This is a genomic window from Aureimonas sp. OT7 (genome assembly GCF_014844055.1).
GTDB lineage: Bacteria > Pseudomonadota > Alphaproteobacteria > Rhizobiales > Rhizobiaceae > Aureimonas > Aureimonas altamirensis_A.
Window position 1 is genome coordinate 830,672 of sequence record NZ_CP062167.1, and the last position, 23,683, is coordinate 854,354.

The window sequence follows — 23,683 nt, forward strand, 5'->3', positions numbered from 1 at the left end:
ACAAGGAGACTGTCATGACAGATACGACACGTTGTGCAATCATCACCGGATCGTCCGGCGGCATCGGCGCCGCCATCGCCGAGCGGCTCGCCGCCGACGGGTGGGCGGTAACCGTCAACTATTCGGGCAGTGAGGCGCCGGCGCAGGCGCTCGTCGATAAGATCGGTTCGGCCGGCGGTCAGGCCATCGCCGTCAAGGCGGACGTGAGCGACCCCGCCGCCGTCGCCACCCTGTTCGACCGCAGCGAGCAGGCGTTCGGCAGTATTGATGCGCTGGTCAACAATGCCGGCATCATGAAGCTCGCCCCGCTCGTCGAAACCGACGACGCGCTGTTCGACCGGCATCTGGCCGTCAACCTGAAGGGCGTGTTCAATTGCCTGCGCGAGGGCGCGCGCCGGATTCGCGGCGGCGGCCGCATCGTCAGCTTCTCGTCCAGCGTGGTCGGCCTCTACCAGCCGACCTACGCCGCCTATGCCGCCACCAAGGCGGGCGTGGAGGCGATGACCCACATCCTGGCGAAGGAACTGGGACCTAGGAACATCACCGTCAACGCCATCGCGCCGGGGCCGGTGGCGACGAAATTGTTCCTCGACGACAAGACCGATGAGCAGGTGGCGGCGGTCACGAAGATGATCCCGATGGGCCGGCTGGCCGATCCCGCGGACATTGCCGCCGCCGTCGCCATGCTGCTCGGCCCCGACAGCCACTGGGTCACCGGCCAGGTGATCCGCGCCAATGGCGGCGTGGTCTGACAAGGAGAAAAGCCATGAGCCTCATCGCACTCGTCACCGGCGCATCCAGCGGCTTCGGTCAGATGATCGCTCGCGACCTGGCCGAAGCCGGCCACACCGCCTATGCCTCCATGCGCGGCACGACGGCCAAGAACGCCGACAAGGTGAAGGACAACGCATCCTTCGCGCAGAGCCAAGGCGTCGACCTGCGCTCGATCGAGCTGGACGTGCAGGACGAAGCCTCGATTGCCGCCGCAGTGGAGGCGATCATCGCCGAGCACGGCCGCCTCGACATCCTTGTCCAGAATGCCGGCCACATGGTTTATGGGCCGTTGGAGGCGTTCACGCCGGACCAGCTCGCGCAGCTCTACGACGTCAACGTATTAGGCACGCAGCGGGTCAACCGCGCCGTGCTGCCGCATATGCGCCAAGCCGGTTCCGGGTTGCTCGTCTGGATTTCCAGCAGCAGCGTCGCCGGCGGCGTCCCGCCGCTGCTCGGTCCGTATTTTGCCGCCAAGGCGGGGATGGACGCGCTCGCCGTCTGCTACGCCAGGGAACTGGCGCCGCTCGGCATCGAAACGTCGATCGTCGTGCCCGGCGCCTTTACAAAGGGAACCAACCATTTCGCCAACGCCGGCCATCCCGCCGACGAGGCGGTCGCCGCCGGCTATACGGATGCGTGGGCGGACGGGTTCGCAGACCGCATACAGCAAGCGCTCGCCGCCACCGTTCCGGAGGATGCCGACCCTGGTGCCGTTGGCCGCGCAGTGGTGGACATCGTCGCCACACCGGCGGGCAAGCGCCCCTTGCGGGTCCATATCGATCCGGCCAGCGACGGCGCAGCCGTGACCTTTGCCGTCATGGATCGGGTGCGTGAGCAGTTTCTCCACCGGCTCGGCTTTCCAGAACTGCTGCATGTGGAGATTTCTCAGGGACGCGGGACTGGATGACCCGGACAGCGCTCTCTCCGCGCCGACAAATCGGTGCGATAGAGCCGACCCCGCACGATTCCCCATCGCGAGGCGGCCGATGCCGAACGGCTCGGCGGACGGCTCCTGACGAGCGTTCTCGACCGTCAGCGCAGTGTAGATGTCGAAGGCCCGCGCGACGTTGGCGGCCGAGCCGACGTCGGCCAGGCAGGAGAAGCGGTGAGAAAATCGGGCTTGTCAGGCCTGAAACGGAAAAGGACGGGGTGACGGAAGGTATGCGCGGCGGCCGGGCCGCCACGCGAGGTAGCTCATTGGGCTGCAATCTGGGCCGCTTCCTCGTTCTCGACGTCGTCGCTCTTCTCATCGATCTCCGGCAGTGCCGCGCCGTCACCAGCATGTACAGGTCCGCGCGCTGCTACCGCGCGCCAGCGACAATAGCAGACGACGCTGGCCCGCTTCCGTCTCGTCAGGAATGGCGGATGATGGCCAATGCCGTCAGGCAGGGACAAGACCGTGCCTGAGCATGATCTCCTTGACCTTGGAAAGGTCGGGCGTGCCGGGAACGTTCACTTCGCTGGCGATCTCCTTGAAATAGCGCCGGCCGATCGAGCCCGGCGACATGACGATCAGCGACCGCGCTTTCTCGTCATGGAGGTTCTCGTGGGTGTGAACACTGCCGCGAGGGACGAACAGGCTCTGCCCTGGCCCGAGTTCATGCTTGCGACCGTCAAGCGTCGTGGTCGTGACGCCCTCGATGCCATAGACAACTTCGTCAACGTCCTTGTGAAAGTGCGGAGCCGGCACCCGGGCGCTTGGTGGCACCGAGAATTCGAACATAACCAGATTGCCGGAACCGACTGTCTCGTCGACCAGAAAACGCAGTTCGAGGCTACCGATCCGGACGACATCGCTACCAGCCGCTTTCATTGACCCTCTTCCTATTGTAAAGCGCCTTTACAATACTGATCATAAAGGCGCTTTACAACGTGAATAAGACGAGCCACCATCCTGGGCCACCCTATATTGGCGCGTTGCTGCGCTTGTGCTGGTGGCGAGTTCGAGCCCACATTGCTTATGCGGTGCGGCATAATGGCTTTGCGGATCTCCAGGACGCTCATCTTGCCGTCTTCTCCTATCCCCTGCCGGACGGTGTCCGACCATCCGATCTCGCCCGCCAACTCCACATTTCGCGACAGGCGACCAATTACCTTGTCGGCCAGTTGGAGGCGCTCGGATACCTCGAGCGCCGCGCCGGTCCCGGCAATGATCGAAGACGTGTCTATTTGACCGGGCGCGGGCAGAGCGTGGCCGACGTCATCTACGCGTCTCTGGGCGACCTCAGATGCAGTGGGCGCGAGAGGTCGGGGACGATCGCTTCATGGTCTTCATGGATGTTTTGAAATTATTGTCGAAAGACGAGATTCATTAGCAGACGGAATACAGGTCATCCGCCGCTTGACGTGAGGCTGGTCATGAAGCCAACTTCTTGTCTGGAGCTGCTGCGCGTGCATCCAGTTGGCAACTTGCTGCGCCTTGCTTGCGGCAGTGAAGATGGCTCGGGGATCGCCCTCAGCAATTCGATCCACGAGACAATATACGCGGCATGATCGGCGCGCGGATGGCACAAGCTCGCTGACTATCTCGACGCAGCATTCCCGGGCCGGACAGGCAGGCGAGCCGAACCGACCTGACAGACTCTCAGCGCCGTGCTGAGGGGGAGGCTGTGCTCAAACTCAGGCTAACTTAATGCAGCTCCTGTTTCTGGATCGACCTTCGGAAGGCGGGTGCGTGCGATGACGGCTCCGGTGATCGCGATCGCGACGACTGCGCCGATCCACGCCCCGTAGAGGTTCTGCCCGAGGATGAAGCCCGCGATAGCCGGCGTAACGATGTCGGTCACCGCGACGAGCGATTGGAAAGATCCCATGACCACGCCCTGGTGGCTGGGGGACACATGCACGGAGAGGGCCGCGATAAAGGTCGGACGAGCCAAGGCCACACCGGTGCTGACGCACAGGACAGCCAGGGCAAGTGTCGGGATTTGTGTCGCAACACCGGCGAGGATATAGCCGGCCGACAGGATGCAGAACACGAGGACGATCAGGTTGCGTTCGCTGAACCTGCTGCCAAGCCATTTCAGCAGGAGCAGCTGGACGACGATGTTGATGGCGCCGTCGGCGGTGAGAATGTAGCCAAGTTCCCGCGGCCCGAAGGCGTGGCCGTTCCAGAGGAAGGTGTCGCCGAGAAACACGGCCAGCTCCGAGCTGAACAGCCCGTATGAGAAGTAATGGCACAGCAGGACGGCCAGGAGGATACGGATCACTGGCGATGTCAGGATGGGCCGGAACGAAGGCCTTTCGGTGACTGCCTCGTCCTGCCCGGTTGCGGCGCGGCCCTGGCCGCCTGCGTTGCTGCCCCTCAGAAAGATGCCGGTGACGATGATACTGGATGCGGACAACCCCAACGCGACCCAGATCGGAACCGTCAGCGCGATATCCGACAGATATCCCGAGAGGCTCGGGCCGATCATTCCGCCAAGGCCAAGCCCCGCGCTCAAGACGCCGATGGCCTGCCGGCGCGTAGCGGGGCTGCTGTTGTCGGCGGCGTGGGCCGCCGCGGCCGCGAAGTTCGCCGCGGTCAGGCCCAGCAGGATCCGCGCCAGCAGCACGAACACGACGCTGTCGGCCAGCGCAAGCAGAGAAAGGCTGACCAGCGCTCCGGCCTGGCTTGCGAGCAAAACCCTCTTGCGCCCGAAACGGTCGGAGAGCTGTCCCAGAAGCGGGGCCGCGACGAACTGGCTCAGGGCCTCCGCGCCGAGGACAAGACCGAGGACCAGTGGCGTGGCGCCCAGGTCCCGGAGGAAGAACGGCAGGATCGGCAGGATCGCGCCGGCGCTGGCGGCGTCGAGGCTGACGATGATGAACACCGGCAGCATCAGCCGCCAGTCGAGCTGTTGCGGCGCAGCGCCTTCGCCGGCATCGGACGAATACGCCTGGCCGCTCATCTTCCACCCGGCTGGTTCACGGTGAACACGGTTCTGTTCACGCTATCGTCGTTCGGCCATGCCTTCTCGAATTCGCAAAGGGGTGCAGGCTTGAAGGCAATCCTGAAGCCGCCGGGCACGGTCGCCTGCAGCACGCCCTCGATGGCTTTGACGAGACGGTCGACAGGAATACTGCCGATACCGCTGCCCATGAGATCGATCGCGGACGAGCGCAGCACGGCGCTTGGCAGGGTGATGTCCTGGCCGCTGGCGGAGCCGACCTGAACAAACCGGATCGGCACGGCATCGCGACCCGCCTTGGCGCCTGCGATGAGCAGGCACTGGGCGCTCTTGCCCCAGAGATAGTCGATGACGACATCGATCCCCTGCGCGAACTGCTCCTTGAAACTCGCCTCCAGCGCGGCCTCGTCCTCGCCAAGCGCAATCACGACGTCGGCGCCGAGAGCTTTGAGCGAGACAAGCGCGTCGATATTGCGGCCGGTCGCGATGACCTTCTTCGCACCGAGATGTTTGGCGATCTGGACGGCGAGACGCCCCGCCGTGCCGGTCGCGCCGTTGACCAGCACCGTCTCGCCAGGCCTGAGGCTGGCGCGTTCCACATATGCGGCCCAGGACGACATACCGGGATTGGCGATGGCGGCGGCCGTCGCATCATCGAGATCGTCAGGCAAACGCAGGCATCGAGCGGACGCCACCACCGTCCGTTCCGCCATGCTGCCGAAGGGCGCGCGCGGCATCACGAAATAGACCCGGCTGCCGTCATCAAGCCGCCCCACGCCGTCGATGCCGACGACGAACGGGAACTGATCGAACGAACCGTAATGCGCGCCGGAAGCGCGCCTCCTGGCGTTCTGGCTGATGGCCGAGGCCGTCACCCGAATGAGGTGCTCTCCCGCAACCGCCACTGGCTCTTGGAAATCCCCAAAGATGGGCGCCTGTCCGACGCCCTGAACGATTGCGGCCCTCATAACCGCTCTCCTTCAACGAGGCCGAGTCCGACGTCTTTGAGATACGTCCGCAGCGCCTCGATCTCGCCGGACGCAACAATGGCGCCGACATAGCCGTCGGGGCGAACAAGCACCCAATCGCCCGGCGCCAGGGCATAGGCCTCGCGGAAATGACCGCCGTCATCGATGAGATCGCCTTGCGGACCAAAGCTATGGATATGCAGCCCTGGGCGCGCCGGCACGAGATCGCGCGCGACCTCATAGCCGAGCAGCGTCCAGTGCGGTCCCTTGATCAGTTCGAACAGGCGTGTCGGCTGGCCGGCCGCCCCGCGGATCGGCGCGTCGGGCGCGCGGTCGCCCGCAAGCAGGCCGCCGCTTCGTTCCGGCTTCTCCAGCGCCAGCGCCGATTCAGGATAGCCGATGTCGATCTGGTGGACCTCGCGGCCACGCCGCATCTCGCCCCGCTTCAAGGCATCGAGAAGTTTGGTGGCAAGGCCCAGCATGGCGGCAGCGATCGGGCGGCGTTCGTCCTCGTAGCTGTCGAGTAGCGTATCGGGAGCGCCGGCTGCGACTGCGGCAAGCTTCCAGCCGAGATTATAGGCGTCCTGAACGCTGGTATTCAGCCCCTGACCTCCGGTGGGGGGATGGATATGGGCGGCGTCGCCCATCAGGAAGACCCGACCCACACGATAGCGATCGGCAAGCCGGCCATTCATGGTGAAAGCCGACGCCCAGGATACCGAACGAACGACGATATCGTTCCAGCCGGTGCGGGCTGCGACCAGTGCGGTCAGTCCCTCGGCGGTAAGATCGACCTCACCTTCCAGCGGGATCGGCCCCTGGATCTGGAACATCTCTGTCCCGGCCAGCGGGCACAGCGAAATCTGCCGCTCCATGTCGCTCTCGGCGAAACGATGCCAGACATCGCGACCGAGGCCGGTCAGCGTGACATCGGCAACGATGGCGCGGACGCCGAGCGTCTTGCCGGGAAAGCCGATATCGAGGGTGTGACGCACGAAGCTTCGACCGCCATCGGCGCCGATCAGATAGCGTACGCGGATGCTCTGTTCGCCTGCCTTGCTCACAAGGCGTGCGGTGACACCATTCTCATCCTGCTCGAACCCGACCAGTTCGCACCCGAACTCCGGGCGGTGCCCGAGTTCGAGAAGCCGCTCGCGCATCACGCCCTCGGTCAGGAATTGCGGCACCATCAGCGCGAGATGATAGGGCTCGGGGGGCGTCGGTTCCTGGTGCTCCACGACGTCCGATTCGGTATAGCTGCCATCGGCGCGATATTCCCGCTGCTGCGGATAGATGCCGCCGACCGCGACGATCCGGTCGAGAATACCGAGATCCTCGAAAATCTCCTGGCTGCGCGGCTGAATGCCCTTGCCGCGCGAACCGCGGAACGGATCGTCCATCTTCTCGATCAGCCGGAAGGAAACGCCCCGGCGCGCCAGGTCGATCGCCAGCGTGAGGCCAGCCGCTCCCGCACCGCAAATCAGCACGTCTGCCGCAAATTGCTCTGTCATTTCCGTCTCCATGTGTGTATTATGCACATAATGGGAGAAGCGGCATGACGTCAACAAAGAAAGTGCATAATACACATATTGGCGATCAGCTTCGCCAGCTTCACGGTGCGCTGCTCGACATCGTCAGCGTCATGAACCGACCACAGCGCGATGAGGGCATGGTTCGGGAAGCCGGCATCTCGCTGGACCGCGCGCTGTTTCCGCTTCTGGTCGGCATCGAGAGGTTCGGGCCGATTGGTGTGGTGGAGATGGCCGATCGCGTCGGTCGAGATTATACCACCGTCAGCCGGCAGGTCGCGAAGCTGGAAAGCCTGGGACTGGTCGAGCGCCACGGCAGTGCGGCGGACCGTCGGGTCCGCGAAGCAACCATCACGCCGAAGGGCAAGGCGATGACCGATCTGGTCGATGGCGCGCGGGAACGGATGGGTCGCGCGATTTTTGCCAGTTGGGATCAACGAGACATTGATGACCTGGTTCGGCTCATGCGCAAGTTCGCGGACGACATAAAGGCGGACGTGCCAGGTTCGTCGGGGGGCACACAATGATGGACATAGGAAGAGACTATCGCGAGCAGGTCAGCATTTTACCCGCGCGCCGCGTGAGACGTGGTGGAAATACGGGGCTCTTCTCGATGGAAAATCCGCTCCTGCCGGGGTCAGATCACAATGGAAATGAATACGCTCGTTACGCAGTTGCTATCGACCGCGGTCAAGTCGGTAAACTATGCATCGGTATCGCATCATCGCGCCTCTGGGTCCTGCTCAGTTACGCGGGCACCGCGAGTTCATCGGTCAAAAGACCTCATCGCCTGCAGTAACGCACGGACACTGCGGGCCGCCGTTGGACACCGTTCAACCTAGGGACCGCCGTGCCCGAGACTGGGTCTGCACCGGCAAACCACGTCGCCGAAATCAGGTGAGGCGGGGCCCCGGCCGGAAGGGCCTGATGCCGCCGCCATTCCCGCAACCCGCACGAAGGCGGTGACGCCGACCGCGACCGTGCCAATGACGGAGAAGGCGATCTGCCAGCCGTCGGATGGCATGAGGTGCTTCACGATGCCATGGGTCGCATGGTAGCCGGCGAGCGCCGCCGGTGCGATGAAGGCGAGTGCGATTGCGATACGTATCCAGAGCGGACGAATGACGGCGAGCAGGAACTGGCCGACGCCGAGCGTCAGCGCGACGGCGGCGAGGCCGACGAGGATCGCGCCGAGCCAGCCGGCGCCGGTCCCATAGGCCCATGTGCCGGCGCTGACGCCCGCGAAAAACGGCAGCGCGAAGATGGCCAGTGTAAATAGAATCCAGCACAGGCCGCCGATCGCGGCGATGCTGGCGAGGATGCCGATGAAGATCATGGCGGTGGTCTCCGTGAGAAAAGGTCTGACGGTCGCGCCACCACCACCACGGCGCATCGTCAGTATAGCCGAAGAGACGGTGCGACGGGAGCGGAAATCCCATGGATCTCCGCTAGCGATCGCGACGCCTCGCCCGCGATCAGCGGGCGAAGGGATCGACCTCGTGAACGATGGCGGCGAAATCGCCGTCATATTCGCCGGCGGGCATGACGCCCATGGTGCCGTCGCCGGCCTGGAAGATGACGATGGAAACCATGAGGGTGGTGGCGGGGCTGAAGGCGAAGGCGTGAGCTTGATTGAGGGACATGTGACCGGCTCCTGTCTTGGAGGCGGGAAACCATCTCCCGCGCGACAGGCGCCCGATGTGTCCGGCCGATGGCCACAATCACCGCATAGGCGCAGCCGGAGCGGCGGCATGCTCGCATAGCCGACCCTTGATGGGTTGATGGCGTCAGGCCAGCGGCTGGACCAAGGATCAGCGCATTGGAAGCGGGAGATGGTTTTCCGCCGTGACGGGAGCCAGGATGGAAACGCCGGTTCAATGCTTTCACGTCAAAGCATCACCGCCATGCTGCCAGTCGTGATGCCGCCGACATGGGCCGGTATGGTCATGGGAACCGCAACAGCCGAAGAGAACGCCCATGCCGAAACTGCCTGAGAAGACCGATTTCCCCGTCAGCCAGGTGCGGCGCTATCTGGAGCCCGGCCCGATTGTGCTGGTGTCGTCGAAGTGGCAGGGCGCGACCAACATCATGACGCTCGGCTGGCACACGATTCTGGAGTTCTCGCCGTCACTCGTCGGCCTGATGATCTCCGGCGGCAATCACAGTCACGGCATGATCCGTGAGAGCCGCGAGTGCGTCATCAACCTGCCGACGACGGCGCTGACCGATACCGTGGTCGGGATCGGCAACACGTCGGGGGCCGACATCGACAAAATCGCCAAGTTCAACCTCACCGCGCAAGACGCGAGCGAGGTCGATGTGCCGTTGATCGGCGAATGCCACGCCAGCTTCGAATGCCGCCTTCACGACGACGCGCTGGCCGACAGGTACAACTTCTTCATCTTCGAGGTGGTGAAGGCGCACGTCGCCGCATCGCCGAAACATCCCGAGACGTTGCACTATACCGGCGACGGCGTGTTCGTGGTCTCCGGCAAGGTCATCAGTCGAAGGTCGCTATTCCGGCCGGAGATGTTGTGAGAGGGGCGCTTACGCGCCGCCTCCCTTCGGGCGGAAGTCGAACAGCGGGATGCCGAGCTTCCTCGCCTTGTCGGCGAGGTTGTCCTGAATGCCGGTGCCGGGGAAGACGATGACCCCGATCGGCAGGACGTCGAGCATCTGATCGTTGCGCTTGAACGGCGCGGCCTTGGCATGTTTCGTCCAGTCGGGGGCGAAGCCTACCTGTGGCACTTTGCGGGTGTCGGCCCATTTGGCGGCGATCTTCTCGGCGCCCTTCGGCGACTTGCCGTGCAACAGCACCATGTCGGGGTGCTTGGCGTGGACCTGATCGAGCTTGGCCCAGATCAGGCGGTGATCGTTGAAGTCGAGCCCGCCGGTGAAGGCGATCTTCGGACCGGCGGGGAGCAGCACCTCGTTGTCGGCGCGCTTCTTGGCGGCGAGGAAGTCCCGGCTGTCGATCATCGCCGAGGTGAGGTTGCGATGGTTGACCATCGATCCGCTGCGCGGTCGCCAGTTCGACCCGGTGTGGCGCTCATAGTGCTCGGCGGCCTGGTCGCGCATCAACTCGAAGGCGTCGCGGCGTTCGATCAGGGTCTGGCCCTCGGCCGTAAGGCGCTCCAGCTCGACGGCCTTCACTTCGCTACCGTCCTGTTCGCGCTGGCCGCGGCGCTGCGCCTGTTCATTGTCGTCCAACTCGCGCTCGATCCGTTCGGTGGCCCGATGGAAGACGTTGACCGTCGACCAGAGGAGATCGTGGAGGTCGGGCTCGAGGCGGGTGTCCTCCAGGGTAACAATTAGGGCGTCGAAGGTGTCGGCGATGGCGCCCGCGACATGGTCGCCCTCCGGAAGCGCCCGGGGATCGGGTTCATCCGTGAAGGGACGGTAGCCGTAGAGCTGGAGTTCGCTGAGAACATGGTCGGTGGGAGAAGAGGCGTGGTGCGGTTCGTAGTCGTCGTGCTCGCTCATGGGGATGCTCCGTCGGTTCGGCCGCGACCCTCGCGGCCTTCATGGCGACGAAAGCCGGCGGGCGGGCCGGACCTGCATCCGCAGCGAAGCGGAGGGCCGGAGCACAGCGGAGGATGACGAAGGCGGGCTATTTTGTTTCGCGATGGAAAGCGGCCGTTGGCCGCGCCGGAAAATAGTCCGCCGCAGGCATTGCGGGTCCGGGCCGTTCGCCGGCCGATCGCCCTCTCGAAGGCCGGGTCGCGGTTCTCTCCGACCTGGGGATCATCCGAGCGATGCCGACGACGGCGCTCCCGCCGCCTGCATTCTCCTGTCGGCCTATGCCGCCAGCGCCATGAAGCGTGCGACGTCCTCTGGCGCGATCTGCACCCGTGCCGCTGCCCGGAGGCTGTCCAGGCCTGCCAGGCGGAGATCCTCGTTGAAGTCGCCCAGGGTTGGAGACACTACGACCGCCTCGATCCCGGCCGCGTTCGCCCGTTCGATCAACGTCGCCATCGCACCGTCACCGGCCGCATCGTTGTCGCGGGCGATGTAGAGCCGTCGCAGTGTGTCGGGGAATAGGATGGCCGAGATATGCGCCGCCGAAAGCGCCGCCGCCATCGGCATGTTGGGCAGCGCCATCCTGAGCGACAATATCGTCTGGATGCCTTCGCCCGCCGCCATCACGTCGCCCGCCACACCGAAGCGAACGGCGTGTCCCAGGAGATCGCCCATGGCCCGTCTCGGTGTGTCGATTGGGGCCTTGTCCGATCCGTCGGGGGCGAGCCATGTGCGATGCGCGCCGGTCTGATGCCCGTCGAGATTGGTGACCGATGCGATCATTGCTGACCAGGTCTCGGTCGGAGAGTGCTCGTCAGGCCGATAGTAGCAGCGCGGATGGAAGCGCAGGCTTCCGATTCCGTGCAAATCCGTAATGCCGCGAGTACGCAGATACGTCTTTACGAGCGTGCCCGAAATCGGCTGCGCCATCGCGAACATGGAACGCGACGGCGAGGTGCTTCGGCTCGCACGAGGACTTTATCAACTTTCCGATGCGCCGCTCGACGTTCACCACAGTCTGGCAAAGTCCGCCAAACGGATTCCCAAGGGCGTCGTTTGCCTCGTTTCGGCCCTGGCGTTCCACGGGCTGACCGATCAACTGCCGAGGAAAATTTGGCTCGCCGTGGGTCAGAAGGACTGGACCCCGAGACCCGAAGGCACGCCCATTCGGCTGGTACGTTTCACAGATCGTCTCCTGACGGAGGGGGTTTCCAAAACGAGGCGATTGTGGTCGGGGGGCACGGACAAGCATTCTTGACCTTGAATAAAACTCGTCATATATGACAATTAAATTGGCGTATTACGTCAAATATGGATGATTGAGATGGGTTCCCCCAAGACGAAGCCAGCACTGGAACGGTTGGGCCAGGATATCCGCAACGCGCGGCTGCGGCGTGGTATTGCCGTGGCGGATCTCGCCGTGCGTGCGGGAACCTCGCCAAGTTCCATCACCCGCCTTGAACGGGGTGATCCGGGCGTTGCCATCGGAACGCTTGCCGACGTTCTCGTTGTGCTGGGACTTCTGGAGCGTCTCGCTGACCTGATCGATATCCGAAAGGACGATCTGGGGCTGGCGCTGGCAGCGGAGCACGGACCGCGCCGGGGCCGCTCCTTTGCGGCAAGGCTGAAAAAGCAGAAGGCTCAGGCGGAGGAGACGCAGGGTCGGCAAGACGTTGTGGACCCTGACGGGGCTTCCTTCTGATGGCCGATTTCGTTGCCCATGTCGCGCTTGGCGAAGGCCGCACATCGGTGGGCCAGTTGCGTTTCACCCATGCCGGGCCGCGTCAATTCTCGACCTTCGCCTATGGCGCCGAATGGATCGAGAATCCGCGCGCCTTCGCCATTCAGCCCGATTTCCCTCTCGATGCCGGCCCATTTCACACCTCGGGACAGCCCGGTAACATGCGCGACGCATTGGCCGGTGTTTTCGCCGATGCGGCTCCGGACAGTTGGGGGCGCAGGCTGCTCGAACGCGCCTATGGCAATGGCCTCAGCGAGTTTGAGTATCTGACGCTTTCCGACGATACCTGCCGGCAAGGCGCGTTGCGCTTTCTGGACGACGATGGCGAGGCCATTCGCGGCAAGGCAGCGGATGCCGTTCCGCGTCTGGTCGACCTCGAAACCATCACGGCGATCGCGCGCGCCTATGAGCAAGGCAAGGAAATCTCACCCGAGGATATGCAGGCGCTCGCCGGCGCCGGCGGCTCCGGCGGCGCCCGTCCCAAAGCCAATGTGAGGGACGGCGATGCGCTGTGGCTGGCAAAGTTCACCTCGGTCCACGATCAACAGCCGATCGAGCGCGTCGAGGTCGCGACGCTGCGCCTGGCGGCAGCCTGCGGTATCCGCACGCCCGAGACACGGTTGGAACTGGCGGACACGCCGTTTCCAGTTGCACTGATCCAGCGATTCGACAGACGCGGTGCCGCACGGATTCCCTACATCTCCGCGCGCACCGCACTCGGCAAGACGGGGGTGGAGCTGGGTTCCTATACGGAGATCGTTGATTTCATGCGGGCTTATTCACCCGATCCTTCTGACGATTTCCGCGAACTCTATCGGCGTCTGATCTTTACGATCCTCGTGTCCAACAAGGATGATCATCTCAAGAACCACGGCTTCCTCTATGTGGGGGCGGGTCGGTGGCGCTTGTCGCCGGTATTCGACGTGAACCCGGCGCCGGATCGCAACCCGCATCTCGAGACGGCAATCCTCGAGGGCGGGCCCCATGACCGCTCGGTTAACCTCGCTCTAGAGGCCTGCGCATTTTTCGAGATTCCCGAGGCCGAGGCACGGGAGATCATCCGAACCATGGCGCAGCGCATTTTGGACGGATGGCGGGAAGCCTTCAGACAGGTTGGCGTTTCTGGCGCGCTGGCCCGCGACTATGAGGCTGCTTTCGTTGGCGCTGAGATGGAGGTCGCGCAAAGACTTTAGTTCATATATGACAAGTTATTTTCCATTGCGTGTCAAATATGATTGTTCCGATTGATGGTTGGCTTCGTGGTGACGTGCCACTGAACCTTCATCCAGCGGCGCTTAGAGCCTCGTCCGTTTCTGTTACGCCCTGAGGCGCGAGTTGAGCAACCGGATTGCCGGTTGCGGCGAGAAGCCCGGCAAAAGCCGCCGGGGTTTGATAGCCAAGCGAGGAGTGCGGCCTCGTCGTATTGAAATCCTCCACCCATTCGGCGATGGCGCTGCGGGCATGGTCGAGGCCGAAGAACAGGCTCTCGTTCAAGAGTTCATCGCGCATTCGCCCGTTGAAGCTCTCGACATAGCCGTTCTGCATCGGCTTTCCGGGCGCGATGTAGTGCCACTCGACGCGGTGATCCTTCGACCAGGCCAGGATCGCGTTCGAGGTGAACTCCGTGCCGTGGTCGGACACGATCATCCCCGGCTTGCCGCGACGAGCGATCAGGTCGGTCAGTTCACGAGCAACACGCCTGCCGGAGATCGAGGTGTCCGGGATTGCAGCCAGGCATTCCCGCGTCACGTCGTCGACGATGTTCAGCACCCGGAACCGCCGCCCGCAGGCAAACTGGTCATGCACGAAGTCCAGCGACCATCGAGCGTTTGCCTTCGCCTCAACCAGGATCGGAGCACGTGTGCCGACTGCTCGTCGTCGTGATCGGCGCTTGCGAACCGTCAGCCCTTCCTCCCGGTAGAGACGGTAGATGCGATTGATCCCCGATGGTTCGCCCTCCCGCCGCAGCAGGATGAACAGCCGACGATAGCCGAAGCGGCGGCGCTCGTTGGCGATATCCCGTAGCCGACCACGCAGTTCCGTCTCCGGCGGACGGTACGACTGGTAGCGCACCATCTTCCGATCCGCGCCGACGATGGAACAGGCCCGCCGTTCCCACAGGCCCATGACGGCCTGCAGATGCGCAACGGCTTCGCGCTTCACGGCGGACCCTACCATTTTTTTGACAGAAGCTCCTTAAGCGCCGCAGCTTCCAGCATCTGGTCGGCCAACAGCTTCTTCAGCTTCGTGTTCTCATCTTCCAGAGCCTTCAGGCGCTTGGCGTCGGACACGTCCATCCCGCCATACTTCGCCTTCCAATTATACAGCGTCGCCTCGCTGATCCCGTGTTTGCGTGCCAGATCGCCTGCCTTCGCACCCGCCTCGTGCTCCCGCAGCACCGCGATGATCTGCTCTTCCGTAAATCGCTTCCGCTTCATCTGTCCGTCCTTCAATCAAGGCCGGACTCTAATCTCAGTTGGAGGAAAAACTCAGTGGCACGTCAAGGTCTATATCCCACCGCGCAACGGTCGATAGATGCCAATAGTTCACAGAATTCTTTATGCGCTAAAATTGCCAAAAAATCTCGTAAAATCAAAAGGATAAGTTTTTGACGGCCTGCGCCTCGGCGCTGGCGGCCAAAGAAAGGATTTTCCGCAATAAAATCGTTCGCTTATCGTAGAATAAATATTAGAGTGGGAATGATTCAAGCCTACGCAAACGCCGCCGGAAGCGTGATTGTTGCAGCAACGAATCAATGCCCGGCAATCAGCGCCTGTCAGCAGCGGCCCGGCCGGCCTTAAGCTCGGCCCGCCGATTAGACGCGGATGCAAGGGCCGCCTGCGCGGCGCGCCTGCCACAGGGCATCCGGGATGCTCCACGGCAATGCCAGCGACGGCATCAGGAACCTCGCCAGGTGCTTGATCGCGCCCTTCGCACGGAACCCCTGCCGCGCTGGCTGCATAGTGTCCGCCCGGATCATGGAACCGACGTGCCAGACGATCGGTGCGAAGGGATCCGGATCGCCGCGGCCTCGTGGGTAGGCACGGCGGTGCCGGGACGCATGACGCCCCGGCTGGAGAAACGCCTTAGTTGGTGACGAGCCAGCCTTCGCGTTCGAAGAGCTGACGGGCGTTGGCCTTTTCCGTTTCGACGAGCTTGGTGAATGCCTCGCCCGTCAGGAAGCTGTCGGTCTGCGAGGTGCGCGCAAGCCATTCCTTCCATTCCGGCGCCTCGCGCACCTTCGACAGGACGTCGGCGTAGTAGGCGACCGCTTCCTGCGGCACTTCCGCGTTCATCCAGATGGTGCGCGGCATCTTGTAGTCCCCGACGGCGATCCCTTCCTCCTTGCAGGTGGGAATGTCGTTCCAGGACATCGTGTCCGTGACCTTTTCCTTGTAGTCCATGCGCTCGGGCGAGAAGACGCAGAGCGGGCGCACCATGCCGCCGCGCCATTGGGCGACGTTCTCCTGCGGATTGTTGAAGTTGGCCTCCAGATGCGCGCCGGCGAGCTGCGTGGCCGCCTCGCCGCCGGACTTGAAGGGAATGTAGGTGAACTTGGTGCCGGTTGCGTGCTCCAGGTGCTTGGACAGGATCTGGTCGGTATCCTTCGACTGCGAGCCGCCCACCTTCATGTTGCCTTCCTTTGCCTTCGCCACGAAATCGGCGGCGTTTTCGTAGGGCGCGTCGGCATGCGTCCACAGGAGGAACTCGTCCATCGCCATCGCCGCCACGGGCTGCAGGTCGCCCGGCCCGTAGGCGGCCTTGGTGACCATCGGCAGGAGCCATTCGTTGTTGGTCCCGAATACGAGCTTATGCGGATCGTTCCCGGCAAGCTTGCCGTCGACGAAGGCTTCCGTTCCCGCGCCGCCGCCCTTGTTGCTGACGACGATCGACACCGGCATCAGGTCGTTCTTCTGGATGATGGACTGGATGATGCGGGCGAACTGGTCGGTGCCGCCGCCGGCGCCGGAGGCGACGACGAATTCGACGGGCTTCTGGGGCTGCCAGTCCTGCGCGAGGGCCGGCGTGGCCAGCATGGTCGCGGTGGCGAGGGCCAGTCCGATCAGGCGATTGATGGATGCCATTGGGTGTTTTCCTCCGTTTTGATCCTTGTGTTCGATTGCCCGTTCGGACGGGTCAAACCGTCTGCTGCGCCGGGGCGCGGGCCCCGTGTGCGAAGAAGTGCGCGTCCTGGCGGCGGCGCAGCGCCAGAAGCGGCGCGGACTCGTCCAAGGTCACGTCCGCCATGGTGACCGGCGCGCCGGCGGGTATGTCCCGCTTCAGGCGCCGACCCGACAGAAGATAGTAGGGGAGGGCACGATCGGCCGCGAGCGGGCGGGCCTCCACCAGTTCGGGGCCGACGCCGTCGATCGTGTGGTGATGGCCTTCGGCTTCCAGAAGCGTGCCGGCCTCCAGCCTGCGGCGCGCCCGGCCCACAAGGTCGACCACCGGCCTCGGCTCGCCGGCGACCGAGACGCCGTTGACGACGGCGTCGAGCAGGCTGATCGGCGCCTCGAGCCCCAGAAGATGCCGCGGCAGCCACAGCATGGCGGCCTCGCCGCTGCGGCTGACCGTGTGGCCCTTCTGCGCCAGCACGGCCCAGGTTTCTGCATCCTCGCAGCGCACCACCACGAAGACGCCGCCTGCAAAGGAGATGTCCTGCGGCGTGCGCAGGCAGTTGAAGACGTCGATCCGGCGCTCGCCCGACAAAAGACCCCCCATGGCCGTCGTGTCGAACAGGCTCGGCACTTCGGCGATCCGGGCGATGGGGGCGTGGAAGGCGGGCCGGTCCGGCATCAGCCCGGTCGCATTGGCGACGACCGCGAGTTCGCACAGGTCCGGTACGGCAAGCTGCGGCAGCGCATGGGCCAGGGCCGCGCGCTGCGAAACGAGCTCTGCCGCCGGCCCCGTGCCGAGCGCCATCGCATCGACGAAGCCCGGCGCCGACACCGTTCGGCTCTCGCTGGACAGGCTGCCCGTGGCCGCGTCGAAAACGAAGTCGTATTCGCTGGACTTGCCGGCAGCCAGGATCGGCAGGCCCAGCGTTTCCGCCCAGGTGACGAGGGCGATCAGCAAGGCGGGCTGATCGCCATCCACCGGGGTGCAGACGAGGCCAAGCTCACGCGCATGCCAGGCGAGATAGGGGCCGACGACCGAGTCCGTTTCCTTGGTGACAAGGCCCACATGCTTGCCGGCGTCCAGGCTCGCCAAAGCGTGCGCAGCACCGGCTTCGGCATGGCCGCTGGCCTCCACGACGATGTCGACCGGCAGGGACAGGATATCCGCAAGCCGGCCGGCGGCCACGCAGTGACCCGCCTTCCACGCGGCCTGCGCCTCGGCACGGCTGTGGCAGACAACAATCTGCCCCGCGTCCCAGCCTACGGCACGGAAGGCGTCGGCCGCGCGTTCGGCGGTCACATCCACCGCCACACGCACATTCATCAGCGCCATGCGGCGGCCCTGGCCAAGCAGCGAGCGTCCAAAGGCGCCGGCGCCCACAAGGGCAACCTCGATCGGGCGGGAAGCGCGGGAAAAGCGGTTATGGGCGTTCACGGCAAGCCTCGTCGTAGCTGCGTCGATCCGCCGGCCGGCAAGGTCCGGCGGTACAGGATGGGCGCGATGTATCGTGGTGCGGAACCTCCCCGCGCGGCCGATTTTCTCAGCTCTTGAATTTGGTATACCAAACTGACGGCCAGCATGGACGTCGTCAACTTCTATTTTCGAAATTGCGCATTTGTAGGTATCGTGGGATGGTTCCGGCTCAGGAAAGGGTGTGGCGTTGGAATACCAGGAACCAAATTCTCTGCACGCGCTTGTGGCGGACAACCGACCCGGTCCGGCCTGGCACGCTGTCAGCCCACCCCTGGTGGAGGACGCACCAGCCGCGGAAACGCTGGCCGAGCGTCTGGCGGACCGGCTCCGGGACATGATCGTCACGGAGGAGTTTGCCGTGGGAACGCCCCTGCGGGAGCGGCAATTGGCCGAGCGTCTCGGCGCATCGCGCACGCCTTTGCGCGATGCCCTGAAAATCCTGGCAGCCGAGGAACTGGTGGTCCTGTCGCCGAGGCGGGGAGCCACCATCGCGCCGTTCTCGCCCTCGGCGATTGCCGACAAACTCGATCTCCTGTCCGTGCTCGAGGGCTTCGCCGGCGAGTTGGCCGCAAGCCGGGCAAGCGATGCCGAGATCGTGGAAATCCGTGCTTTGCATCACGAGCTTCTGGCGGCCTATGAGCGCCGCGACCGCCTGTCCTACTTCCGGCTCAACCAGGCGATCCATCGCGCGATCGTCGAGGCGGCACGCAACGGCGCGCTTTCGCGCAGCCATGCCCAACTGAACCGCCAGGTCTATGCCTATCGATGGCGCGGCAGTGCGGATGCGTCCCTGTGGCGCCGCGCCATCGCCGAGCATGGCGATATCGTCGATCGTCTGACACAGCGCGACGGGCCGGGCCTTTCGGATGCGCTGCGCGCCCATGTGGGCAGCACCTGGCGGCAGCTTCGGGCTGCGGGCGACGGGGCCTGAGGTTTCAGACCGCCTCCTTCACCCTTTCCCACGCGTTTCGCAGGTGCCGACCGAGCGTTTCAGCCAGGGCATCGCCATCGCGCCGTTCCAGCGCGGTGATCATCTCTTCATGCTCGGCGATGGCCGCTGCCCACCGCTCCGGCCCCTCATGGCCGATGAAGCGGATACGCTTCAGCCGCATCTGCAGTGTCGCATGGACATGCGCCAGCGCTTCGTTGCCGGAATAGCGGACGATGAGGGTGTGGATCTCCTGGTTCAGCTTGTAATAAGCGAGCCGGTCGCCAATGCCGTAGAGGCGCATCATCTCGTCATGGGCGGCGCGTATGGTGGCGATTTCGGCGTCCGACGCGTTCCGGCAGCACAGGCGGCCCGCCAGTTCCTCCAGATTGCCGATGACCACGAGCATATCGTGGACATCCTTGGCGTCGAACCGCTTCACGACGGCGCCCCGGCTCTGCACAAGCTCCACCAGCCCTTCGCTGGCGAGGTACTTGATCGCCTCGCGCAGCGGCGTCCGGGAAACGCCGAGCTCTTCGCCGAGCTGGCCCTCATGCAGTCGGGAGCCGGGCGGAAGCTGCCCTTCGATGATCATGTCGCGCAGGTGTCCGACAAGCGTATCGTGGAGCGACTGGCGGGATATGCGGCGCGTGCCACCGTCCGGTGTCGCCGCACTCCGGCCTGCGCCTGCGATCGCTAGCGATTCAACCATCTTCACCTCGGATCTGCCGGCCCCTTGTGCGCCATCGCCGCAGCGATGCGCACGGGGAAACCACTAGAGCAGTTCCAACATGCCAGCCAGTCAGCGTCAAACGAAAATGCTGTATGCAGAATACAAAACGCTTGATGCGTGCATTTTTGTTGGCTACAGATACCGCCGATGAACGCTCGGGGAGGAACCGTCATGTCCGTCGAAACCGCAGATGCACGCCCAGTCATCGCCTTGGCCATGGGCGATCCGGCTGGCATCAGCCCCGAACTGACGGCCATGCTTCTGGCCGATCCGGAAACGCGGGAAGCCGCCCGGATCGTCGTCTTCGGTGACCGCCGCATCCTCGACAAGGGCGCGCAGGAAGCCGGCGTCGAGCTGGACCTCGAAATGCTGGCAGCACCCGGTGCTCCAACCGGCGAGCGCCATGCCATGGTGGATCTGCAGCATCTTGCGCCGGACGAGGTCGAGCGCGGCGAAGCCACGCTCAAGGGCGGCACCTTCGCCACCACCAATTTCCGCAAGGCGCTCGAAATGGCCGATGCCGGCCGCGCCGATGCCGTGATGTTCACGCCCTTCAACAAGAAGGCCATGCGCTACGCCTATCCGGGCTATGACGACGAGATCCGCTTTGTGGTCGACGTCACCGGCTTCAACGGCAAGGTGCGCGAGTTCAACGTCCTCGAAAAGGTCTGGAATGCGCGGGTCACCTCGCACATTCCGCTCAAGGACGTCTCGGAGCATCTGAGTGTCGACGCCATCCTGGCAGAGGTGGAGCTGACGGTCCGGTGCCTAAAGCAGTCCGGCATCGAAAAGCCGCGCGTGGCGGTTGCCGGGTTGAACCCGCATGCCGGCGATGGCGGCTCCTTCGGCATGGAAGAGATCGACGTGATTGAGCCGGCGGTCAAGGCGGCGCAGGAGCGCGGCTATGACGTCGAGGGTCCGTTCCCGGCCGACACGGTCTTCCTGCGGGCCCTGAAGGACGAGTTCCACGCCGTGCTGACCATGTATCACGACCAGGGCCAGATCGCGATGAAGATGATGGGCTTCGACAAGGGCGTGACCATGATGGGCGGCCTGCCGTTCCCGCTTTGCACGCCTGCGCATGGCACGGCCTATGACATCGCGGGCAAGGGCATCGCCGACCTCGGTGCGACGCGCGAGGCTTTCCGGCTCGCCGTGCGGATGGCGAACCGACGCCGCTCCGTTATGGTGGCGCCTGCCGCGGCCTGACCGGCCGCGCGCCGCTGGTATGGGAGCCGCGGCCAGTTACGCTTTTCGGGGAGGACAGAGCATGGGAATGCCAGCATTCGGCGCCAACGCACGGCAGCGCTACGATCGGACGAACTGGCCGATCGCCGCGGCGATGATCCAGTATGCAAACCAGTTGCCCGATGGGCGCAGCGTGCAGGACCAGAGCGCGGATGAATGGGCCGCCACCCTGTCCGAGATCGCCGATGCCGGCTTCACCGAACTCGATCCCACCGATTGCTGGCTGCGCGTCGGCGACCTGTCGCCGCAGCGCCGCCGGGAATTCCGCGATGTGGCGGCCAGCCTCGGGCTGACGATCGCGGCCGTATCGACGGCGCGCAAGAACCTCATCGACGCCGATCCGGCGGTCGGCGAGGCGAATGTGAGCTATGGCCACCGGGTGATCGACGCCGCGGCCGAGATCGGCGCGTCGGCCGTCTCCTTCGGCTTCTTCGGCCCGCTGACCGAGCGGCAGAAGGAGGTTCTCTGGTTCTGGACGCAGGATGGCGTGCGCAATCCCGACGATCCGGCCATGTGGCGCCTGGCCGTCGAGCGCGTCCGCGAACTTGGCCGGCATGCCGCCGAACTCGACCTGGAAGTGTCGCTCGAAATGTACGAGGACACCTATCTCGGCACCGCCGAAAGCGCCGCCCGCTTCGTGACCGAGGTCGACCTTCCCAATGTCGGCGTCAACGCCGATATCGGCAACCTGATCCGTCTGCACCGCCCGGTCGAAAAATGGGCGGACATGATGGCAAGGCTCGCGCCCCTGTGCCGCTACTGGCACGTAAAGAACTACATTCGCGACGAAAGCGCGGACGGGCGCATCGTGACGCATCCCGCGCCGCTCGAATCCGGCATCATCAATTACCGCGCCGCCCTGTCCATGGTGCTGGCGCACGGTTTCAACTCGGCGCTTCTGCTCGAACATTACGGTGGCGACGGACTCAGCGTCTGCGCCAGCAATCGCGACTATCTGCGCCGGATCCTTCCTCGTCCGGAGGCGCGCCCATGACTACGATCTTCGACGAACCGGAGCGCTTTGCCGCCCGCGCGCTGGAAGGCTTCTGCGACATCCATGCCCGCATCGTGGCGCCGGTGCGCGGCGGAGTGCTGCGCTCGACGCAAACCCCGCAGGGCAAGGTCGCCCTGGTCATCGGCGGTGGCTCCGGTCACTACCCGGCCTTTGCCGGCTATGTCGGCGTCGGCTTCGCCGATGCGGCGGTTGCCGGCGACGTCTTCGCTTCGCCGTCCACCGAAAGCGTGGCGCGCATCTGCCGCCAGGCGGACAAGGGCGCCGGCATCGTCCTCGGCTTCGGCAACTATGCGGGCGACGTCCTGAATTTTGGTGCGGCGGCCACCCGCCTGCGCGCCGAAGGCATCGACGTCCGCGTACTGGCCGTCACGGACGATGTCGCCAGCGCGAACCGCTCCGAGCGCGAGAAGCGCCGCGGCGTCGCCGGCGACGTACCGGTATTCAAGATCGCCGGGGCCGCGGCGGAAGCCGGGATGGATATCGACACGGTGGACGCGCTGTCGCGCCGCGCCAATGACAGGACCGTATCCTTCGGCATCGCCTTCTCCGGCTGCACGCTGCCGGGTGCCAATGGACCGCTCTTTACCGTCGCGCCGGGCACGGTGGCGGTCGGGCTCGGCATCCATGGCGAACCGGGGATCCGCGACGAGCCGGCCATGAGCGCGAAGGCGCTTGCACAGCTTTTGGTCGAGCCGCTTCTGGCCGAGCGGCCCGAAGGCGCCAACGGGCGCGTCGCGGCGCTCCTGAACGGGCTCGGCTCCACCAAGCATGAAGAACTCTTCGTCCTGTGGACGCATGTGGCGGCGCGTCTGCGCGACGCCGGGCTGGAACTCGTGGCGCCCGAAGTGGGCGAGTACGTCACCAGCCTCGACATGGCCGGTTGCTCGCTGACGCTGACCTATCTGGATGCGGACCTGGAGCCGCTCTGGCTTGCAGCGGCCGACACCGCCGCCTTCCGGCGCGGCACGGTGGAGCCGCGGGCGGCGGCCGATCCGCTGCGCGAGGACGTCGTCGGAGCTATCGACTATCCGCAGGCGAGCGAAGCGTCGAAAGCCGACGCGGGTTGCGTGGCCGACATCGTCGCCACGGTGGCCGCCGCGCTGGCCGAGGCCGAGGACGAACTCGGGCGCATCGACGCCGTCGCAGGCGACGGCGATCATGGCCAGGGCATGCGGCGCGGATCGGCCTCGGCCGCCGAGGCGGCGCGTGCCGCGGCAACGGCCGGCGCCGGTGCGGGAACCGTGATCGCCGTTGCGGGCGACGCCTGGGCCGACACCGCCGGCGGTACGTCCGGCGCCATCTGGGGCCTGATCCTGCGCGGCTTCGGCACGGCCATCGGCGATTCAGCGCGCATCGACCTGCGGGCCGCGGCGGCAGCCATGCAGGCGGCCTTGTCGGACGTCACGCAGCTCGGCCGGGCGCGGGTCGGCGACAAGACGCTCGTCGATGCCCTCGTTCCCTTCGTCGACACGCTCGCGGCCGAGGCCGCCTCCGGGCACGATCTGGCGAAAGCCTGGCGTGCGGCCGCAGTGCGCGCCACCGAGGCCGCCGACGGGACGCGCGATCTGTCGCCGCGCCTCGGCCGCGCCCGGCCGCTTGCGGCGCGCAGCATCGGGCATCCGGATGCGGGTGCCGTCTCGCTGGCGCTCGTTGCCCGTACCATTGCGGACGCGCTGGAGGCGCGACCGCGCCGCTGACGCTCAACGCCCCGCCGGCTTCGATGCCGGGGGGCGCCCATCATCATTT

Annotated in this window: 22 protein-coding genes and 3 pseudogenes; 12 read left to right on the forward strand and 13 right to left on the reverse strand. The window is 65.0% G+C overall.

What is annotated here, in order from left to right; all coding sequences use genetic code 11:
* The first annotated feature begins 14 nt into the window (after positions 1–14).
* Complete coding sequence (locus tag IGS74_RS03960) at positions 15–752, forward strand: SDR family oxidoreductase (protein WP_192389494.1); 738 nt, start codon at positions 15–17, stop codon at positions 750–752.
* Positions 753–766: 14 nt separating this feature from the next.
* On the forward strand, positions 767–1,681 hold the full coding sequence (locus IGS74_RS03965; RefSeq protein ID WP_192389496.1) for an SDR family oxidoreductase: 915 nt from the start codon (positions 767–769) through the stop codon (positions 1,679–1,681).
* 474 nt (positions 1,682–2,155) lie between these two features.
* On the opposite strand, the gene IGS74_RS03970 is transcribed toward IGS74_RS03965, so the two are convergent.
* Complete coding sequence (locus IGS74_RS03970) at positions 2,156–2,587, reverse strand: cupin domain-containing protein (protein ID WP_192389498.1); 432 nt, start codon at positions 2,585–2,587, stop codon at positions 2,156–2,158.
* 152 nt (positions 2,588–2,739) lie between these two features.
* Between IGS74_RS03970 and IGS74_RS03975 the strand changes: the two genes are divergently transcribed.
* On the forward strand, positions 2,740–3,060 hold the full coding sequence (locus tag IGS74_RS03975; RefSeq protein WP_348641893.1) for a MarR family transcriptional regulator: 321 nt from the start codon (positions 2,740–2,742) through the stop codon (positions 3,058–3,060).
* Here IGS74_RS03975 and IGS74_RS20220 read toward each other — a convergent pair.
* From IGS74_RS20220 to IGS74_RS03990, 4 genes and pseudogenes are all read right to left on the reverse strand, one after another.
* Positions 3,046–3,354 (reverse strand): annotated as a pseudogene (locus IGS74_RS20220) (zincin-like metallopeptidase domain-containing protein); the annotation flags it as partial. The gene IGS74_RS03975 and the pseudogene IGS74_RS20220 overlap by 15 nt on opposite strands.
* A 44-nt stretch (positions 3,355–3,398) precedes the next feature.
* Entirely contained in the window at positions 3,399–4,664 is a 1,266-nt protein-coding gene (locus IGS74_RS03980) for an MFS transporter (RefSeq protein WP_192389500.1), read from the reverse strand.
* Entirely contained in the window at positions 4,661–5,632 is a 972-nt protein-coding gene (locus IGS74_RS03985; protein ID WP_192389502.1) for a zinc-binding alcohol dehydrogenase family protein, read from the reverse strand. Before IGS74_RS03985 ends, IGS74_RS03980 begins: the two co-directional genes overlap by 4 nt.
* On the reverse strand, positions 5,629–7,143 hold the full coding sequence (locus IGS74_RS03990; RefSeq protein WP_192389504.1) for an FAD-dependent oxidoreductase: 1,515 nt from the start codon (positions 7,141–7,143) through the stop codon (positions 5,629–5,631). Before IGS74_RS03990 ends, IGS74_RS03985 begins: the two co-directional genes overlap by 4 nt.
* Before the next feature lie 44 nt (positions 7,144–7,187).
* Here IGS74_RS03990 and IGS74_RS03995 point away from each other — a divergent pair, with 44 nt between their 5' ends.
* A complete protein-coding gene (locus IGS74_RS03995) occupies positions 7,188–7,688 on the forward strand; it encodes a MarR family winged helix-turn-helix transcriptional regulator (RefSeq protein WP_192389506.1) in 501 nt (166 codons plus the stop codon).
* Positions 7,689–7,999: 311 nt separating this feature from the next.
* On the opposite strand, the gene IGS74_RS04000 is transcribed toward IGS74_RS03995, so the two are convergent.
* Positions 8,000–8,497: a hypothetical protein gene (locus IGS74_RS04000; protein WP_246722901.1), complete on the reverse strand. Its 498-nt coding sequence runs from the start codon at positions 8,495–8,497 to the stop codon at positions 8,000–8,002.
* A gap of 139 nt (positions 8,498–8,636) precedes the next feature.
* Positions 8,637–8,804 carry a hypothetical protein gene (locus tag IGS74_RS04005; protein ID WP_192389508.1) on the reverse strand — a complete coding sequence of 56 codons (168 nt, stop codon included), beginning with the start codon at positions 8,802–8,804 and terminating at the stop codon, positions 8,637–8,639.
* Positions 8,805–9,138: 334 nt separating this feature from the next.
* On the opposite strand from IGS74_RS04005, the gene IGS74_RS04010 reads away from it, so the two are divergent.
* Positions 9,139–9,699, forward strand: coding sequence for a flavin reductase family protein (locus IGS74_RS04010; RefSeq protein WP_192389510.1), 561 nt, complete (start codon positions 9,139–9,141; stop codon positions 9,697–9,699).
* Between the two features lie 9 nt (positions 9,700–9,708).
* Here IGS74_RS04010 and IGS74_RS04015 read toward each other — a convergent pair whose 3' ends face one another.
* Positions 9,709–10,644: a DUF2493 domain-containing protein gene (locus tag IGS74_RS04015; RefSeq protein WP_192389512.1), complete on the reverse strand. Its 936-nt coding sequence runs from the start codon at positions 10,642–10,644 to the stop codon at positions 9,709–9,711.
* 315 nt (positions 10,645–10,959) lie between these two features.
* Positions 10,960–11,628, reverse strand: a pseudogene (locus tag IGS74_RS04020) (toprim domain-containing protein); the annotation flags it as partial.
* Between IGS74_RS04020 and IGS74_RS20225 the strand changes: the two are divergent.
* The 3 genes and pseudogenes from IGS74_RS20225 to IGS74_RS04030 form a co-directional block, all read left to right on the forward strand.
* Positions 11,555–11,878: pseudogene (locus tag IGS74_RS20225) on the forward strand (hypothetical protein); the annotation flags it as partial. The pseudogenes IGS74_RS04020 and IGS74_RS20225 overlap by 74 nt on opposite strands.
* Positions 11,879–12,004: 126 nt before the next feature.
* On the forward strand, positions 12,005–12,382 hold the full coding sequence (locus IGS74_RS04025; RefSeq protein ID WP_192389514.1) for a helix-turn-helix transcriptional regulator: 378 nt from the start codon (positions 12,005–12,007) through the stop codon (positions 12,380–12,382).
* The gene (locus tag IGS74_RS04030; protein WP_192389516.1) at positions 12,382–13,614 is read left to right on the forward strand and encodes a type II toxin-antitoxin system HipA family toxin; all 1,233 of its coding nucleotides are present in this window, start codon (positions 12,382–12,384) and stop codon (positions 13,612–13,614) included. Before IGS74_RS04025 ends, IGS74_RS04030 begins: the two co-directional genes overlap by 1 nt.
* 88 nt (positions 13,615–13,702) lie before the next feature.
* Here the strand turns inward: IGS74_RS04030 and IGS74_RS04035 are convergent.
* The 3 genes from IGS74_RS04035 to IGS74_RS04045 form a co-directional block, all read right to left on the reverse strand.
* A protein-coding gene (locus IGS74_RS04035) for an IS3 family transposase (RefSeq protein WP_192389518.1) occupies positions 13,703–14,859 on the reverse strand; the annotation gives its coding sequence in 2 pieces (ribosomal slippage) (positions 13,703–14,607 and positions 14,607–14,859; 1,158 coding nt in all).
* Positions 14,860–15,507: 648 nt separating this feature from the next.
* Positions 15,508–16,506 carry a tripartite tricarboxylate transporter substrate-binding protein gene (locus tag IGS74_RS04040; RefSeq protein WP_192389520.1) on the reverse strand — a complete coding sequence of 333 codons (999 nt, stop codon included), beginning with the start codon at positions 16,504–16,506 and terminating at the stop codon, positions 15,508–15,510.
* Between the two features lie 52 nt (positions 16,507–16,558).
* Positions 16,559–17,974 carry a flagellar biosynthesis protein FlgA gene (locus IGS74_RS04045; RefSeq protein WP_192389522.1) on the reverse strand — a complete coding sequence of 472 codons (1,416 nt, stop codon included), beginning with the start codon at positions 17,972–17,974 and terminating at the stop codon, positions 16,559–16,561.
* A 262-nt stretch (positions 17,975–18,236) separates the two neighbouring features.
* Between IGS74_RS04045 and IGS74_RS04050 the strand changes: the two genes are divergently transcribed.
* Positions 18,237–18,944 (forward strand): GntR family transcriptional regulator, encoded by a 708-nt coding sequence (locus IGS74_RS04050; RefSeq protein ID WP_246722904.1) that lies wholly within the window; start codon positions 18,237–18,239, stop codon positions 18,942–18,944.
* A 4-nt stretch (positions 18,945–18,948) separates the two neighbouring features.
* Here IGS74_RS04050 and IGS74_RS04055 read toward each other — a convergent pair whose 3' ends face one another.
* Positions 18,949–19,653 (reverse strand): GntR family transcriptional regulator, encoded by a 705-nt coding sequence (locus IGS74_RS04055; protein ID WP_192389524.1) that lies wholly within the window; start codon positions 19,651–19,653, stop codon positions 18,949–18,951.
* Positions 19,654–19,845: 192 nt separating this feature from the next.
* Between IGS74_RS04055 and IGS74_RS04060 the strand changes: the two genes are divergently transcribed.
* The 3 genes from IGS74_RS04060 to IGS74_RS04070 all read left to right on the forward strand — a co-directional run bounded on the left by IGS74_RS04060 (position 19,846) and on the right by IGS74_RS04070 (position 23,634).
* Positions 19,846–20,883 carry a 4-hydroxythreonine-4-phosphate dehydrogenase PdxA gene (locus IGS74_RS04060; protein WP_246722907.1) on the forward strand — a complete coding sequence of 346 codons (1,038 nt, stop codon included), beginning with the start codon at positions 19,846–19,848 and terminating at the stop codon, positions 20,881–20,883.
* 61 nt (positions 20,884–20,944) lie between these two features.
* The gene (locus tag IGS74_RS04065; protein ID WP_052194408.1) at positions 20,945–21,916 is read left to right on the forward strand and encodes a sugar phosphate isomerase/epimerase family protein; all 972 of its coding nucleotides are present in this window, start codon (positions 20,945–20,947) and stop codon (positions 21,914–21,916) included.
* Complete coding sequence (locus IGS74_RS04070; protein WP_192389528.1) at positions 21,913–23,634, forward strand: dihydroxyacetone kinase family protein; 1,722 nt, start codon at positions 21,913–21,915, stop codon at positions 23,632–23,634. Before IGS74_RS04065 ends, IGS74_RS04070 begins: the two co-directional genes overlap by 4 nt.
* The last annotated feature ends 49 nt before the right edge of the window (positions 23,635–23,683 follow it).

Excerpts from the sequence above, each read along its gene's own strand:
- IGS74_RS04005 (WP_192389508.1), bottom strand. The coding sequence starts at position 8,804 with ATGTCCCTCAATCAAGCTCACGCCTTCGCCTTCAGCCCCGCCACCACC.
- IGS74_RS04015 (WP_192389512.1), bottom strand. The coding sequence starts at position 10,644 with ATGAGCGAGCACGACGACTACGAACCGCACCACGCCTCTTCTCCCACC.
- IGS74_RS04030 (WP_192389516.1), top strand. The coding sequence starts at position 12,382 with ATGGCCGATTTCGTTGCCCATGTCGCGCTTGGCGAAGGCCGCACATCG.
- IGS74_RS03965 (WP_192389496.1), top strand. The coding sequence starts at position 767 with ATGAGCCTCATCGCACTCGTCACCGGCGCATCCAGCGGCTTCGGTCAG.
- IGS74_RS03980 (WP_192389500.1), bottom strand. The coding sequence starts at position 4,664 with ATGAGCGGCCAGGCGTATTCGTCCGATGCCGGCGAAGGCGCTGCGCCG.
- IGS74_RS04025 (WP_192389514.1), top strand. The coding sequence starts at position 12,005 with ATGGGTTCCCCCAAGACGAAGCCAGCACTGGAACGGTTGGGCCAGGAT.
- IGS74_RS04060 (WP_246722907.1), top strand. The coding sequence starts at position 19,846 with ATGTCCGTCGAAACCGCAGATGCACGCCCAGTCATCGCCTTGGCCATG.
- IGS74_RS04010 (WP_192389510.1), top strand. The coding sequence starts at position 9,139 with ATGCCGAAACTGCCTGAGAAGACCGATTTCCCCGTCAGCCAGGTGCGG.
- IGS74_RS03960 (WP_192389494.1), top strand. The coding sequence starts at position 15 with ATGACAGATACGACACGTTGTGCAATCATCACCGGATCGTCCGGCGGC.
- IGS74_RS03985 (WP_192389502.1), bottom strand. The coding sequence starts at position 5,632 with ATGAGGGCCGCAATCGTTCAGGGCGTCGGACAGGCGCCCATCTTTGGG.
- IGS74_RS04070 (WP_192389528.1), top strand. The coding sequence starts at position 21,913 with ATGACTACGATCTTCGACGAACCGGAGCGCTTTGCCGCCCGCGCGCTG.
- IGS74_RS04055 (WP_192389524.1), bottom strand. The coding sequence starts at position 19,653 with ATGGTTGAATCGCTAGCGATCGCAGGCGCAGGCCGGAGTGCGGCGACA.
- IGS74_RS03995 (WP_192389506.1), top strand. The coding sequence starts at position 7,188 with ATGACGTCAACAAAGAAAGTGCATAATACACATATTGGCGATCAGCTT.
- IGS74_RS04040 (WP_192389520.1), bottom strand. The coding sequence starts at position 16,506 with ATGGCATCCATCAATCGCCTGATCGGACTGGCCCTCGCCACCGCGACC.
- IGS74_RS04000 (WP_246722901.1), bottom strand. The coding sequence starts at position 8,497 with ATGATCTTCATCGGCATCCTCGCCAGCATCGCCGCGATCGGCGGCCTG.
- IGS74_RS04065 (WP_052194408.1), top strand. The coding sequence starts at position 20,945 with ATGGGAATGCCAGCATTCGGCGCCAACGCACGGCAGCGCTACGATCGG.
- IGS74_RS03990 (WP_192389504.1), bottom strand. The coding sequence starts at position 7,143 with ATGACAGAGCAATTTGCGGCAGACGTGCTGATTTGCGGTGCGGGAGCG.
- IGS74_RS03970 (WP_192389498.1), bottom strand. The coding sequence starts at position 2,587 with ATGAAAGCGGCTGGTAGCGATGTCGTCCGGATCGGTAGCCTCGAACTG.